Genomic DNA, 13,244 nt, shown 5'->3' on the forward strand with positions numbered 1-13,244 from the left:
CGGGGGGTGCAGGGAGTGCGGGGGGGGTGCGGGGGCGTGTTGCGCGGGTGTTGCGTCGACGCCCTTCCCGCCCTGAGGACCGGGGCCTGCCGGGGGCACCGGTGTGCGCGGCAACCGGCCCGGGCGCGTCGGCGTCCGGGCCGGTCCGGGCCGGGAGACTGCGGCGCGCACAGCGTGCGGGACGTGTGGCGGGCGGTGGCCGCCTCCAGCGTGGTGAACGGCCTCAGGGACGCCGCGGCAGCACTCGCGGTCCGCTTCACCCCGGGCCCGGACACCGGGAAGTGAAGCGATCGGCCCTGGTAGCGTCATGCACGCGAAGTCGCGCGCACCGCGCGGTCTTTGACCATCAGGCGGACGGGGGTCGAGTGTTGGGAAGGGGTGGTGGGTGTGGGACGGGCACGCGTGGCGGCGCGGGTGATCGTGCACCCTGGTGTGGAGGACGTGAGCGTCCAGCAGGTGCTGGAGGCGCTCGCTGATCCGGCCCGCAGGACGGTGGTGCGCACGCTCGCGCACTCGGGAGCCGATCTCAGCTGCGGTTCCTTCGACCTGCCGGTCGGGCGTTCGACCTCCAGCCACCACTTCAGCGTGCTGCGCGAGGCGGGACTGCTGCGCCAGTACTACGTGGGCACCACCAAGATGAACGCGCTGCGCAGCGAGGAGTTGGAGCACAGGTTCCCGGGCCTGCTGGCGGCGGTGGTGGCCGCCGCCGACGCGGAGGCCGGGCAGGTGCGGGGGCGGTGAGGGCCGGTCAGTCGCCGACGGTCAGGACGATCTTGCCGACCTGGGTGCCGGCTTCGAGGTAGCGGTGGGCCTCGGCGACGGTGTCGAGGCCCTCGAAGACGCGGTCGATGACGGGGGTGAAGGAGCCGTCGGCCAGGCCCGCGGTGACGAACGCGTGGGCGCGGCGCAGGCGTTCGTCGTCGCGGGTCACCTCGTGCATGCTGTAGAAGCGGCTGGTGACGGGGGCGAAGGTGTCCTGGCCGGGCATCGGGGTGTCGCGCGTGTCGAGGCGGCCGTAGACGATCACGCGTCCGCCGGGGGCGACGGCGCGGGCGAGGGTGAGGACGCCGGGTCCGGCGACGGGGTCGAAGACGGTGCGCACACCGCGTCCGGAGGTTGCGGCGTCCACGCGGGCGAGGAGGTCGTCCTCGCCGGTGACGAGGACCTCGGCGGCGCCGGCGTCCAGCAGGTACCGGGCCTTGGCGCGGGTGCGGGTGGTGGCGATGGGGTGGGCGCCCAGGCGGCGGGCGGTACGGATGGCGGCCAGGCCGACGCCGGAGGCGGCGGCGGTGATCAGCACGTGGTCGCCGGGGCGCAGGTGGCCGTCCTCGGCGAGGGCGCCGTAGGCGGTGAGGTAGGGCATCCACACGGCGGCGCCCTGGGCGGGGGTGAGCCCGGCGGGGTGGGCAACGGCGGCGCGGGCGGGGACCAGCACATGGGTGCCGTACATGCCGTAGGCGTTCTGGGAGAACGCGGGCACGGTGTCGACCCGGTCGCCGGGCGCGAAAGCGGTGACGCCCTCGCCGACCGCCTCCACGGTGCCCGAGGCCTCGTAGCCGAGGGAGGCGGGCAGGCGCGGCTGCTCCAGGTAGGTGCCGGCGCGGAAGAGGGCCTCGGCGCGGTTGAGGCCGATCGCGGCCACGCGCAGGCGCAGTTCGCCGGGCCCGGGCTCGGGCAGGTCGCGCTCGCGCACGGCCAGCACCTCCGGTCCCCCGGTGGTCTCGAAGACGACGTTCCTGGGCATGACGGGCCCCTCCCCCTCGTGCGTACGGCCGGCCGTGTACGGACCGCGGCGTGCGGACCGGCAGCGCGCCGGCCGCGGTGCGCGGACCGCGGTGTGCGGACCGCGGTGTGCGGACCGCGGTGTGCGGACCGCGGTGTGCGGATCTGCGGTGTGCGGACCGGCTCTCAGCCAACCCCGGGCGCACCTCGCCTGTCAAACTTCGACAACCGTCGGAACAACGGTCTTCGGGCCGTGGCTGCAGTGGAGTTGACCTTCCGTCAGTCTCCGTGGCGGCGGGCCCGGCAGGGGGCGGGGCGTAGGCTTGCCGACCGTGATCGACAGTGAGGACCGGGACCGGGGGCGGGAGGGCACGCGCCGGTGGGTCGAGGGGCACCTGGCTGCCGGTGAGCGCATCACCGCCGTGAGCGCGCTGCGGGGCGGATGGACCTCGCGGATGCGCCGCCTGGACGTGCGGCGTCCCGGCCGCGCGGGCTCGTACGCGCTGGTGCTGCGCTCCTTCGTCAAACCGTTCTACCGCCGCCATGCGCCGGGGCTGCTGGCCCGCGAGGCGGCCGTGCTGCGCCTGCTGGAGAGCAGTGGCATCCCGGCGGCGCGGCTCGTCGCCGTGGACGCGGCGGGGGCGGTGTGCGAGCACCCGTCGCTGGTGATGACGCACCTGCCCGGCAGGGTGCGCCTGGCCGAGGACGGCGACACGGCACGGCGCGCCGGTCTGCTGGCCGCGCAGCTGGCCGCCGTGCACGCCCTGGCGGTCGGCGGGCAGGACCGGCCGCGTGCCTGGCAGGCGTGGACGGCTCCCGGCCGGGTGGCCGTGCCCGGGGGCACCGCCCGTAGCGGGCTGCGGGAGCGGGCGGTGGAGGTGATCGGCGGTGCGGTGCCCGCGTACCGGCCGTGCCTGCTGCACCGCGACTTCCACCCCGGCAACGTGCTGTTCACCGGCACGGGCGCCGGGCTTGCCGTCACCGGGGTGGTCGACTGGGTGGAGACCTCCTGGGGCCCGGCCGACCTGGACGTCGCCCACTGCTCCACCGCGCCGGCCCTGCTGCACGGCCCCGGGGCGGGCCTGGCCTTCGCCGACCGCTACCTGGCCGCCGGCGGGCGCGAGCTCGCCGAGGGGCGCGCACACCTGTACTGGCGGCTGCTGGACGCCCTCGCCTTCGCCCCCGACGCGCAGAAGGTCGCCGAGCCCTGGCGCGAGCTGGGCCGTACCGACCTGACGCCCGCCGTGCTGACCGGACGCCTGGAGGACTACCTTCAGGCCCTGTTCGACCGCTACGCCTGACCCCCCCGCCACCACGGCCCGCCCCCTCTCCCGGCCGCCCTCCCCCTCCCTTCCCCCTCCGGCCGCCCCGCCCCCTCCTTTCCCCCGGCCGCCTTGCCCGGTCCGGCCCGGCCCGGGGCGCGCCGAGGACCCGCATCCCGTCGCGGCCCCGCGCGGTGGGGCGGCGCGTGGCGTGGCCGGGTGTCTTCCTCCCGGGGCCTGCGGGTGGTCAGGGGGCCGGGGCGGGTTGTGTGTCGCGGGGGTGCGGCTGTTCCCGGGGGTGTTCGGGGTGCAGGCGGCGGCGCAGGAGGACGGCCGCGAGGGCGGCGCCGGCCAGGGGCAGGTGGCGGGTCCGGGGCGCGGGGCCGAGAGCGGTGGCGGGTGATCCGGGCGGGGCCGGCACAGGCGCCGTCCGGGACGGCCGCGGCCCCCGCCCCCGGGGCCGCAGGCGGGGATCCGGGCGGCGCGCACACCCGAGGCGTACGGGCGCTTACACCCGGCGTGCGCGTCGTACACGGCAAAGGGGCGGCCGGGACGCCGGCGGGCGGCCGACGGGCGGGCGGGGCGCCGACGGTGGGCGGGCGGGGCGCCGACGGTGGGCGGCCGGCGGGCGGCCGGGACGCCGGCAGTGGGCGGCAGGCGGGCGGGCGGGCGGGCGGCGGTGCGCGCCGGGCGGCGTGCGCCCCGGGGCCGTGGCCGCACGGGTGGCGCGGTGGCGCGCCGGAGGTTCACTCGCACGAGTGATTGTTGCGCTGTGCGCATCAACGGACACTCTGAGTATCCGGAGGGCTCGTGGGGCCCTCCCGGCGCGAGGAGAGCCGTCATGGCCGCAGCCGAACCTTCCGCCTCCGAGGTGCCGCAGATCGCGGACAGCTCCCAGCCCGACAGCCCGGACGAGGGCCTCGCGGACATCGGCGGCAACGTCGGCGCCGTGTGGCGGGCCTGGTGGACGTGGACCCCGGGCAACGGGACCTTCAACCTGCAGATCCCGTGGAACGTCATCGGGATCGACTCGACGGTCGTCATCACGGCCTCCGAGATCGACTCCAACGGGAACCGGTTCGTCGGGGCCGCGCCCTTCCAGGTGTCGAGCATCGCCCCCGGCAACGGCGTGGCGACCTTCAAGATCAGCATCGGCTGGAACAGTCCGCTGCCGATGCGCACCGACGTCCTGGTCTTCAACTGACCCATCCGCCAAGACCGGTGGCCGCACCCGCACGGTGACGGCCGGCACACCGCACCCCGTGGCGCCCGCGGACCGCTGCGCGGGCGCCACGGGGTGCGGACGCCTTCCCGGGCCCCGTGGCCGGCGGCCGACCGGCCGGGAGACGGCCGACCAGGGGCCGGCGGCCGGGGGCACGGGCAGGCAGCGGCCGTCCGCCCTGCGGGACGGGGCGCGGGCCTCGTACGCAGGCCGTGCGCGCGGGTCCTGAAAGGGGCCGGCCACGGGCGACGGGGCGTCACCCCCGTCACCTTCCCGGCGGCCCCGCGACGGGGCTCCGGCCCCCGGGACCCGCATGACCGCTCCCCCTGTTGACCGCATGGCCCCACGCATGGCCGAGCGGGTCATCAAGGACGTCTCCACCGCGCCGGACGGGCAGACCGTCGCGCTCCCGGGCGCGGACGCGGCCGCTCCATCGTGCCGGGCCCGGCCCGCTCGCTGTCCGCCGTCCTCGACCAGCGCAAACTCCTCGCCACCCGGATCGAGGAACTGCCGCAGGACCCCCCTCCCCCCAAGGTCCCGACCTCCATGCCGGGGATCGGCGTCACGACCGGGGCCAGGATCCTCATCGACGTCGGCGACGCCGGCCGTCCCCCTGCGCTGCCCGCCTCGCTGCCCACGCCGGCCTCGCCCCGGCAACCCGGAGTCCGCGCTCCTCGAGCCGCGGCGAACAACCCTCCAGAGGCGGCAACAAGCAGCTCGGACGGGCCTTCCCCCCTCTCCGCATCCGCCGCCCTCGCCGACCCGGCATCCCGGGCCTGCCACGACAAGAAGACCGCCCAGGGCACACACCACACCCAAGCCCTGCTCCGCCTCACCCGACGCCGAGCCGACGTGCCCTTCGCGATGCTCCGCGACGACACCTTCCACGGACCCCGGCCCGTCAACTCAGCCTGGATCACCGAGACTCAGGATCCCCACAAACCGGACAGTCGTACTCGTCCTGCGACTCCATGGCGACCGGGTGACCGCAGAAGACACAAGGGCGCACCGCTCCTTCGACGGACACACCGACAACCGGCTCATCTTCCACGCCGGACAGACTGCCAGGCGATCCCCCGGCTGTCGCCCAGCCACATGACCAAGCACACAGGGCACCCCCGGCCCGCCGCCCTCCGCCCCGGCACCCACCACATCCTCGGCACCCGGCTCCGGCACCCTTGTCCTGGCCGCCCGCAGCCGCCCCGCCACCGGCCCCGTCCCTCCCCGGCCCCGCGCCTGCCCGCCCCCGGGGTGTCAGGTTCGGTGGCCGCCCCGAGGAGGGGTGGGGGCGGGCAGTAGGATCGGCGGCGTTGCATCCCGTACACCGCTGGTAGGAGGCTTTTCATGGCTCAGGTCACGCTGAAGGGGAACCCGGTGCAGGTCGGTGGCACGCTGCCGGCCGCCGGCAGCCAGGCGCCGGCGTTCACGCTGGTCGGCGAGGGGCTCGCGGACGTGTCGCTGAAGGACTTCGCGGGCAAGCGCAAGGTCCTGAACATCTTCCCCAGCATCGACACCCCGACCTGCGCGACCTCGGTGCGCACCTTCAACACCAAGGCCGCTTCGCTGGACAACACCGTGGTGCTGTGCGTGTCGGCCGACCTGCCGTTCGCCCAGGCCCGGTTCTGCGGCTCCGAGGGCCTGGAGAACGTCAAGACCCTGTCCACCCTGCGCGGACGGGACTTCCACGAGGCGTACGGCGTGGCGATCGCCGACGGCCCGCTGGCCGGCCTGACCGCCCGCGCGGTCGTCGTCCTGGACGAGAACGACACCGTCCTGCACACCGAACTCGTCGCGGAGGTCGCCGACGAGCCGAACTACGAGGCCGCGCTCGCCGCCCTCAGCTGACCCACCCGGCACCGCACATCCCGGCGCCGCGCATCCCGGCGCCCCCTTGTGTCTGCCCTGCGGCGGCCCGCCCCCGCGTCCTTCCTGACCCGCCCCGACCCGGCGGCGCGACGGCAGGAGCGGCGGCGGGCCGCCGCACGCCCGCCCCGCCCGGCCTGCTCGGTGCCCGTTTGCCTGCCGACGACTCGGTCCGCGAACCGAGGCAGGGGCGAGCCGGCCACCCGGGCCGGCCGGTGGATGACCGGTCGGCCGCCTGCCGAGCGTGCACCGGTTCGGCGCCCGGCTTGCGGCAGGTCGGCCGGCGGGCCGCGCGGCCAAAGGCCGGCGAGGCGATTGCGCGGTGGGCCCCGGCAGCCGGACGCCCGGGCGGTCGGGGACGGCGAAGCCGCGTGCCGCCGGCAGCCGCCGGATCCCGCCCATGGCCCGGGAGAGCGTGGAGCGGGCCGTGCCGCACAGCTCGGCCGGCACGGCATGCGGGAGCCCGGCGCGCAGGTGGACCAGGGCGACCAGCAGCCGGCCGGTGAAGACCGGGTCGCACCCGGGCCCCGCACCGGCCCCCACTGCCGCCCGGCACCACGCCGCCCGGCACCACGCCGCTCGCCCAGCGCCGACTCGCCCAGCGCCGACTCGCCCAGCGCCGGCTCGAACCGGGCGGGCCACCGGGGTGCCAGCTCCTCGATCACATCGCCGGGACGGGTACGGGAGACGCCACAGAAGGCAGAACCGGCCAAGGCCGCACGCGCCCGCTTCCTGGCCGCACCCGAAGAACCCGTGCAGCCACTGTCACGTCACGGTTGCTGTGACTGGGCGGCGCAGCTGGTCAGCCGGGCGCCCGTGTTGTCCACCGGCGCGGGCTCAGCCCCTGCGGTCCTCGACCGTCCAGTCGTCGCCCAGCTCGCGGCGCAGCGCCTCCAGCGCCATGTCGGCCTCGCTTCGGAACGATTCCTGCCGGTCCCGGGTCCAGGGCGAGGGACCGGCCGGGTGATCCCAGTCGAGGGAGGACTGGTACAGGTCGGCGAGTCTCGCGAGTTCGTTCCGCGTGGCCGGGGTGACGGGTAGCTTCTCCAGGGCGCAGGGGTACCCGTAGGGGCTGTCGAGGTCGGGATCGCCGAAAGGACCTGGCCACAACGGGGTGTCGACGCCGTACTCGAAGAAGAACCGCACGTGATGGGGCATGCCCCAGCCTTTCACGGCACTGAGCACACGAGCGGCCGGCTGAAACGCTCAGCGGCCGGCTCGGTGCCCGGCCACGAGCGCTCGCCGGTCAACAGTCGCGGACCGCGTCGTTCCCCTGCCACCACGAACGGACCCGGCCGAGAGGCCACCGCCCCCAGCCCGTCGCAGGCCCGTGCACCCCGCCATGGGGGAGATCGCCGTTCCTGACGAAACGGCTGCCCACACGCCCGAGGACGGCACACTCTCACCCGCCTGGTGGACAGAGGCCCCCGAGCGCCGGGACTTCCTGCAGTTCGAAGCAGCCCACGACGAGCCCGGCCTGCCCCTTGACCGGTGGTGGAGGGACCGCTGGGACGTCCTGGACGCGCTCGTCCTCACCCCGGGACCGGCTGGCCACGGCTTCACCCGGTTCCTGCTGGACCAGGAGACGCGGTTCCGCCTCCGCTGCCGGGGCTTCAGCCCCACCATCGAGGTCGCCGCGCTCCTGCTCTCCGAGCACCGCCGACCCGGTGACATCCGGCCCCTGTGGCAGGCGGTCACCACCAGCTTCGGCACCTGGTGCGGTCTGTCCCGCCGGTTTCTCCTCGCCTGCGGGGGGCGGAGTGCGCGGTCTCCTGCGTCGCCGGCTCCGGCCACGGACAGCGCGACAACCTGCTGGGACACCTTCACGAACTCCAGGCAGCGGCCGACGGCGACGTCACCGCGCTCATCGCCGGACGCCGCCGGTACTGCGCCGAGACGCTCCGCGAGCCGGACATGGCCCTGGGGCGGGACGATGACGGAGAAGCGGGCCCGCGGCACCCGGTTCCGGCGGGCAGGAGACGGCGTGGACCTCGTTGCCCCCGCACCGAAGCCGTCCTGGTCGCGGTGCCTCCCGGCGGTCCGGAGATTTCCTGTCTCCGCTATCTTCGGATCATGTCGAATCGGGCGGCGGCTGCCGGGGTCGGTCTTGCGCGGGTGATGGCGCATTGTGGGGGCAGCCCCGCGGCAGCCGTGCACTACGTGGCCGGCGCTGTGGCCTCCACGCCTGAGGACCCAAAGCCCTACGCGGTGCTCGCTGAACTGTGGGAGGAACAGCGGGCCGACCTGGCCGAGCTCCTTCAGGGCGCCGGCTCCCTGAGGACGGTGCTGGCGCAGTCGTACGTCAGCTTCCTCGAGAACGACATGGACGGCGCGGTGATGGCGCTCGGCGCGGTCACGGGCGCGCAGCCCGCCATTGCCTGGGCCAACGCCCCCTGGTTCGGCGACAAACGGTTCCTGGGGACAGTGACTGCCGGCGCGCTGGCCGAGGCCGTCATGCGGACGATGGACTACGGCCATGCTTTGGACTCCGCCGGCACGCGGGAGGGTCTCCGTCCCTGGTTCCATGCGATCGACGTCGTCTGTTCCCGCGAGCCGGTACCCGAGGCGATGGCGAAGATGGCGGTCTTCCTGCGGGCCTGCGGTCTCACCGATGCGTCGTTCGGCCTCTGCGACCGGGCGGATTCCATCGAGCGGATCATGTTGACAGAAGTCGTCCGGGCGGGGACGTGGCGCAAGCTGGGTGACCCCGGGCAGAGCGCGGCGGCATTCGAGCGCGCTCTCACTCTGGACCCGGCCAACTGGTCGCTGTACCTGGACCTGGCCGACCTGCACGCCGAAAAAGGCGACTTCACCACCGCGGTCCAGCTCATAAGCCAGGGGCTGGAGCACGAGCCGACCGAAGTCACGCTTCGCGCGGCCGGGGCCTCCTACCGGACCCGGATCACGGGCTCGCCCGACGACCTGCGTGAACTCATCGGATTGATGCCGCACCTGCCGAACGGCCCGTACCGGGAACTGCTCATCGATCACGCCTGTTCCGGCCCCGCCCTGCCCGCCGAACTCATCGCCGAGGCCCGCCGCTTCCAGAGCACCTGACGCGGACTCCAGCCCTCACGCAGGTGCACGCGCCCGCACCGGCCTGAACCGCGGCGGGTGCCTGCCAACACGGGACAGGCCGTGATCCTGGCGCCCCGATCCGTCCCGACGCCGATCCTGTACCGAAACCACTCAGCCCCGTGACGGAACCACCGACGGTGTACCGCCCGGCGTCCACCGCATCTGACGGACCATGACGTAGCGGCGCACAAGGAAGCCCGCCGGCAGGCTGTCGATCACGCAGAGCTACTTGTCACTTCGCGGCAGCTTCGGGAGTACAGAGCCACGAAGGCACACAGCACCCGAAAAACCGGCACAAACCCCCCACCGGGACCGGCCCCCAGGCCCGCCCCGCACCGGCGGGACGGCCCGAACCCCGGAGCGGCGGGACGGCCCGAACCCCGGAGCGGCGGGACGGCCCGGACCCCGGAGCGGTGGAACAGCCAGGACCCGGCCCCTGCCGCGCACCCCGGCCAACGGTGCCACGGCCCCCGGGGCGAGCAGGACGCAGGTGCGCCCCCTTGGCACGCCCGGCACGGGGACGGGCACGCCAAGAGGGCGCAAAGGGACCTGCGGACCGCGGACCGGCCCCGGCAAACGGACCAGGGTGGCCGGACCGGGGTGGCCGGACCCGGCCGACGGACCGGACGGTCCCGGACCCGGAGGACGGACCGGACGGTCCCGGGCCCGGCGGACGGACCGGGGTGGCCGGGGTGGCCGGGGTGGCGCTCAGGTGATGGAAGCGCCGGAGTCGATGCTGATGACCTGGCCGGTCATGCAGTCCTGGTCGAGGAACAGCGTGATCGAGCGGGCGACCTCCCGCGGGGTGACGAACCGCGGCACCGGGACCTTCTCCCGCATGCCCGCCACCACGTGCTCGGGCAGCGTGTCCGTCATACCGGTGATCATGAAACCGGGCGACAGGGCATTGACGGTCACCCCCCGCCGGCCGCACTCCGCCGCGAGGGTCCGGGTCAGCCCGATCAGGCCCGCCTTCGACGCGGAGTAGGCGGTCTGCCCGGCAGTGGCGATCAGCGCCGACGGCGAGACGATGTTCACCACCCGCCCCCAGCGCGCCCGCAGCATCGCCGGCACGCACGCCCGCGCGGTGTGGAAGGAACCCACCAGGTTGGTGTCGATCACCTGCCGCCACTCCGCGGGACTCTGCATCGCCATCAACGCGTCCTTGCGGATCGCCCCGTTGTTGACGAGCACGTCCACCGGCCCCAACGCGGCCCTGATCTGCTCGTACATCACCCCGACCGCGTCCCAGTCGGCAACCGACCCGGTCACCAGCACATGCTCGTTGACCAGCTGCGCCGCGACCTTCTCCGCGCCCTCACGGGAACTGTTGTAGTGCACCGCGACCCGGCAGCCCGCCGCGTCCAGCGCCAGCGCCAGCTCACTGCCCAGCCCCCCGGAGGCACCGGTGACCAGCGCCACCGGAGCCTGCGGACGGGCACCGAAAGCGTCCTTGCCGCTCACCGCGCCACCCCTCCCCACGTCAGCAGGACCGAACCCCACGTCATACCCGCGCCGAACCCGGCCAGCAGCACCGTGTCACCGTCCTTGATCCGCCCGCTGTCCAGCGCCTCCGCCAACGCGATCGGGATCGACCCCGACGCCGTGTTGCCGTAGCGCTCCAGATTCGTCACCAGCCGGTCGGCAGGGATACCGGTATGGGAGAGCACCGAATTGATGATCCGGATGTTCGCCTGGTGCGGCACCACATGGTCCACCTCCGCCGGCGTGATCTTCGCCTGCTCCAGCGTCTCGCGGATCGTACGCACCGTGTAGCGCACCGCGTTCAGGTAGATCTCGTTGCCGTTGATCTGCGCATAGTGCAGACCCCGGGCGACGGTCTCGGCAGTGGTCGGCATCCGCGAACCGCCCGCCAGGACCTTCAGACTGTTCTTGCACGAGCCGTCCGCACCCAGGTTCCACGCCCTGATCCGGTCCACCGCACCCGGCTGCAGGACCACCGCCCCCGCACCGTCACCGACCAGGATCGACAGGTCCCGGTCAGCGGGATTCGCAGTCAGCGTGTGCGTGTCCGAACCGATCACCAGGACCGGACGCGGATCCATGTGCAACAGGCCCGCCGCCGTCACCAGCGCATACACGAACCCCGCACACTCGGAGTTCACGTCGTGCGCACTGCCGGCGATCTTCAACTCGTCGTGGACGAACGCCGACGTCGCCGGCGAGGGCTGCTCCGGAGTGGCCGTCGCCACGATCAGGTGCGCGATGTCCGCACCCGAAAGGCCCGCACGCTCCAGGGCCCGGCGCCCGGCCTCCACCGCCATCGACGCCGTGGTCTGCCCCTCACCCACCGCCCTGCGTTCACGGATCCCGCACCGCGAGACGATCCAGTGCTCGTCCACGCCGAACCGCTGCGCGAGCTGCGCACTGGTCACCACGCGCTCGGGCACCGACATGCCCCAGCCGGTGACGTCGAAACCGCTCACCACCCGACCCCTCTCTCCCCTGGCAGCCAGAGCCTCAGTTACCGGCAGCCGGCACGAGCGCCAGGATCCGCTCGTGGACCACACGCAGCGTCGTCGTGTCGTCGATGTCCGCGAACAGCGACTCGTCCGCCGGAATGTGCGGGTACTGGTTCTGGAAGCCGTACAGCCACTCCATCAGGTCCAGCGAATCCACGTCCGCGATGTGCTGCAACGCCGCGTCCGCGTCGATCTCCTGAGCACCGGAGACCGCCTGAAGCTGCTGGGCCAGGTCCTCGATCGTGGGGATCTGAGACATCAGTGATCGTTCCTCTCCACGCCCACTTCTCAAGTGAGCGCCATCAACGCGCCGAAAGAACAGGTCAGGAACACACGCCGGAACCCCGCCCCCCGCCCCCACCACCCACAGGCGGACAAGGCCAGGACGAACGCCCACAGCGCCCCGGGGACGAACAAGGCACAGAACACCCCACACCCCGGCAAAGGAAGAAACACCCGCAACCCGCACCACAGACCCCGCCACACCACCCCAACCACCCCACTGCCCCACACCCCCAATCCCGCACCCGCACCGCCCGGCCCCCCACCCGCCGCTCCCGAACCCGCCCGCCGGCCGGCCGGGCCCCGAGCGGACACCACCGCACCCCGCCCCCGGCAACACACCACACCGACACACCAGGGACGAACGAACGGACCGGCACACACGGCACACGAACAACCACAACAGGCAAACAGACCGGACGAACAGGACAAGCGGACGAACAGAACGAACGGAACAGGCAGGCCAGGACAAGCAGAACGAGCGGAACAGACAGGACGGGACCGGCAGGACCGGCAGGACGGACGGGACCGGCAGGACCGGCAGGACGGACGGGACCGGCAGGACCGGCGGGACCGGCAGGACGGACGGGACCGGCGGGACCGGCAGGAGCGGCAGGACCGGCGGGACGGACAGGGCCGGCGCGAGAGCCCGCACAACGGACCCCTTACGCAACAGCGCGGCACGAACCCCGGACAGCGGACAACACCACCCGGGAACCGAAGCACCCCCGACAACAAGCCGTGGGAACCGCGTGTCTTGCCGAACCGCATGAAACCCGCCCCCATGCAACCAGCCCGCAACCCACCCACCCCCACCCCCCTTGCGCACCGCTTGCGAGACACACGCTTACCTGACCCACAACACACCGCACCCGCACGCACACCACCCCGACCCACACGACCGCACGCCACCGCCGCACGGCACCACGGCGACGGCACGGCACGGCACGGCACGGCTTCGGTACGGCGGCCGCCCGGACAGCCGGCACCCGCCGCGAACCGGGCCCGCACCACCGCAACAACCGCCCCCACAGGGCGGAACCGGCCACCACCGCCCCACGGCCGCCACGGCGGACCGCTCGGCACGCACCACCGGCACCACCCCGGCGCCAAGAACACCGAACGGCCCGGCCGTCCACCCCCGGCAGCACCAACCAGCCAGGGAATCAGCCCAGTTCGACAGGAACCACCGCACACACCGGGCAGCACCAGCCACCCGAAAACGGCGGCCGGCCGGGCACACCGCCCGGGCACGACAAGCACCAAGAACACCGAACGGCCCGGCCGTCCACCCCCGGCAGCACCAACCAGCCAGGGAATCAGCCCAGTTCG

The 13,244-nt window shown here is 73.8% G+C and carries 10 protein-coding genes; 5 read left to right on the forward strand and 5 right to left on the reverse strand.

The window, feature by feature from the left end; genetic code table 11:
* Window positions 1–387: 387 nt before the first annotated feature.
* Window positions 388–741, forward strand: a complete 354-nt coding sequence (locus AB0O11_RS21255) for a helix-turn-helix domain-containing protein (protein ID WP_224285129.1) — start codon at window positions 388–390, stop codon at window positions 739–741.
* Window positions 742–748: 7 nt separating this feature from the next.
* Here the strand turns inward: AB0O11_RS21255 and AB0O11_RS21260 are convergent, their stop codons facing one another.
* Window positions 749–1,744: a zinc-dependent alcohol dehydrogenase family protein gene (locus AB0O11_RS21260; protein ID WP_363389087.1), complete on the reverse strand. Its 996-nt coding sequence runs from the start codon at window positions 1,742–1,744 to the stop codon at window positions 749–751.
* Window positions 1,745–2,057: 313 nt separating this feature from the next.
* Between AB0O11_RS21260 and AB0O11_RS21265 the strand changes: the two genes are divergently transcribed.
* The 3 genes from AB0O11_RS21265 to tpx all read left to right on the forward strand — a co-directional run bounded on the left by AB0O11_RS21265 (window position 2,058) and on the right by tpx (window position 6,051).
* Window positions 2,058–3,023 carry an aminoglycoside phosphotransferase family protein gene (locus tag AB0O11_RS21265; RefSeq protein ID WP_363389134.1) on the forward strand — a complete coding sequence of 322 codons (966 nt, stop codon included), beginning with the start codon at window positions 2,058–2,060 and terminating at the stop codon, window positions 3,021–3,023.
* An 802-nt stretch (window positions 3,024–3,825) separates the two neighbouring features.
* Complete coding sequence (locus AB0O11_RS21270; protein ID WP_363389089.1) at window positions 3,826–4,188, forward strand: hypothetical protein; 363 nt, start codon at window positions 3,826–3,828, stop codon at window positions 4,186–4,188.
* A gap of 1,362 nt (window positions 4,189–5,550) precedes the next feature.
* Window positions 5,551–6,051: a thiol peroxidase gene (tpx, locus tag AB0O11_RS21275; protein WP_363389092.1), complete on the forward strand. Its 501-nt coding sequence runs from the start codon at window positions 5,551–5,553 to the stop codon at window positions 6,049–6,051.
* An 855-nt stretch (window positions 6,052–6,906) separates the two neighbouring features.
* Here tpx and AB0O11_RS21280 read toward each other — a convergent pair.
* A complete protein-coding gene (locus AB0O11_RS21280; protein ID WP_363389094.1) occupies window positions 6,907–7,227 on the reverse strand; it encodes a hypothetical protein in 321 nt (106 codons plus the stop codon).
* Between the two features lie 915 nt (window positions 7,228–8,142).
* Between AB0O11_RS21280 and AB0O11_RS21285 the strand changes: the two genes are divergently transcribed.
* On the forward strand, window positions 8,143–9,126 hold the full coding sequence (locus tag AB0O11_RS21285; protein WP_363389097.1) for a tetratricopeptide repeat protein: 984 nt from the start codon (window positions 8,143–8,145) through the stop codon (window positions 9,124–9,126).
* Between the two features lie 729 nt (window positions 9,127–9,855).
* Here AB0O11_RS21285 and AB0O11_RS21290 read toward each other — a convergent pair.
* The 3 genes from AB0O11_RS21290 to AB0O11_RS21300 are packed head-to-tail and all read right to left on the reverse strand — an operon-like array spanning window position 9,856 to window position 11,889.
* Window positions 9,856–10,611: an SDR family NAD(P)-dependent oxidoreductase gene (locus AB0O11_RS21290; protein ID WP_363389100.1), complete on the reverse strand. Its 756-nt coding sequence runs from the start codon at window positions 10,609–10,611 to the stop codon at window positions 9,856–9,858.
* Window positions 10,608–11,594 (reverse strand): beta-ketoacyl-ACP synthase 3, encoded by a 987-nt coding sequence (locus AB0O11_RS21295; RefSeq protein WP_363389103.1) that lies wholly within the window; start codon window positions 11,592–11,594, stop codon window positions 10,608–10,610. Before AB0O11_RS21295 ends, AB0O11_RS21290 begins: the two co-directional genes overlap by 4 nt.
* A 34-nt stretch (window positions 11,595–11,628) precedes the next feature.
* Window positions 11,629–11,889 carry a hypothetical protein gene (locus tag AB0O11_RS21300; protein ID WP_224279085.1) on the reverse strand — a complete coding sequence of 87 codons (261 nt, stop codon included), beginning with the start codon at window positions 11,887–11,889 and terminating at the stop codon, window positions 11,629–11,631.
* Between the last annotated feature and the right edge of the window lie 1,355 nt (window positions 11,890–13,244).

Origin of the sequence: Kitasatospora sp. NPDC093102 (assembly GCF_040683915.1) — a bacterium.
Classification (GTDB): domain Bacteria; phylum Actinomycetota; class Actinomycetes; order Streptomycetales; family Streptomycetaceae; genus Kitasatospora.

Excerpts from the sequence above, each read along its gene's own strand:
- AB0O11_RS21285 (WP_363389097.1), top strand. The coding sequence starts at position 8,143 with ATGTCGAATCGGGCGGCGGCTGCCGGGGTCGGTCTTGCGCGGGTGATG.
- AB0O11_RS21280 (WP_363389094.1), bottom strand. The coding sequence starts at position 7,227 with ATGCCCCATCACGTGCGGTTCTTCTTCGAGTACGGCGTCGACACCCCG.
- AB0O11_RS21260 (WP_363389087.1), bottom strand. The coding sequence starts at position 1,744 with ATGCCCAGGAACGTCGTCTTCGAGACCACCGGGGGACCGGAGGTGCTG.
- AB0O11_RS21300 (WP_224279085.1), bottom strand. The coding sequence starts at position 11,889 with ATGTCTCAGATCCCCACGATCGAGGACCTGGCCCAGCAGCTTCAGGCG.
- AB0O11_RS21270 (WP_363389089.1), top strand. The coding sequence starts at position 3,826 with ATGGCCGCAGCCGAACCTTCCGCCTCCGAGGTGCCGCAGATCGCGGAC.
- tpx (WP_363389092.1), top strand. The coding sequence starts at position 5,551 with ATGGCTCAGGTCACGCTGAAGGGGAACCCGGTGCAGGTCGGTGGCACG.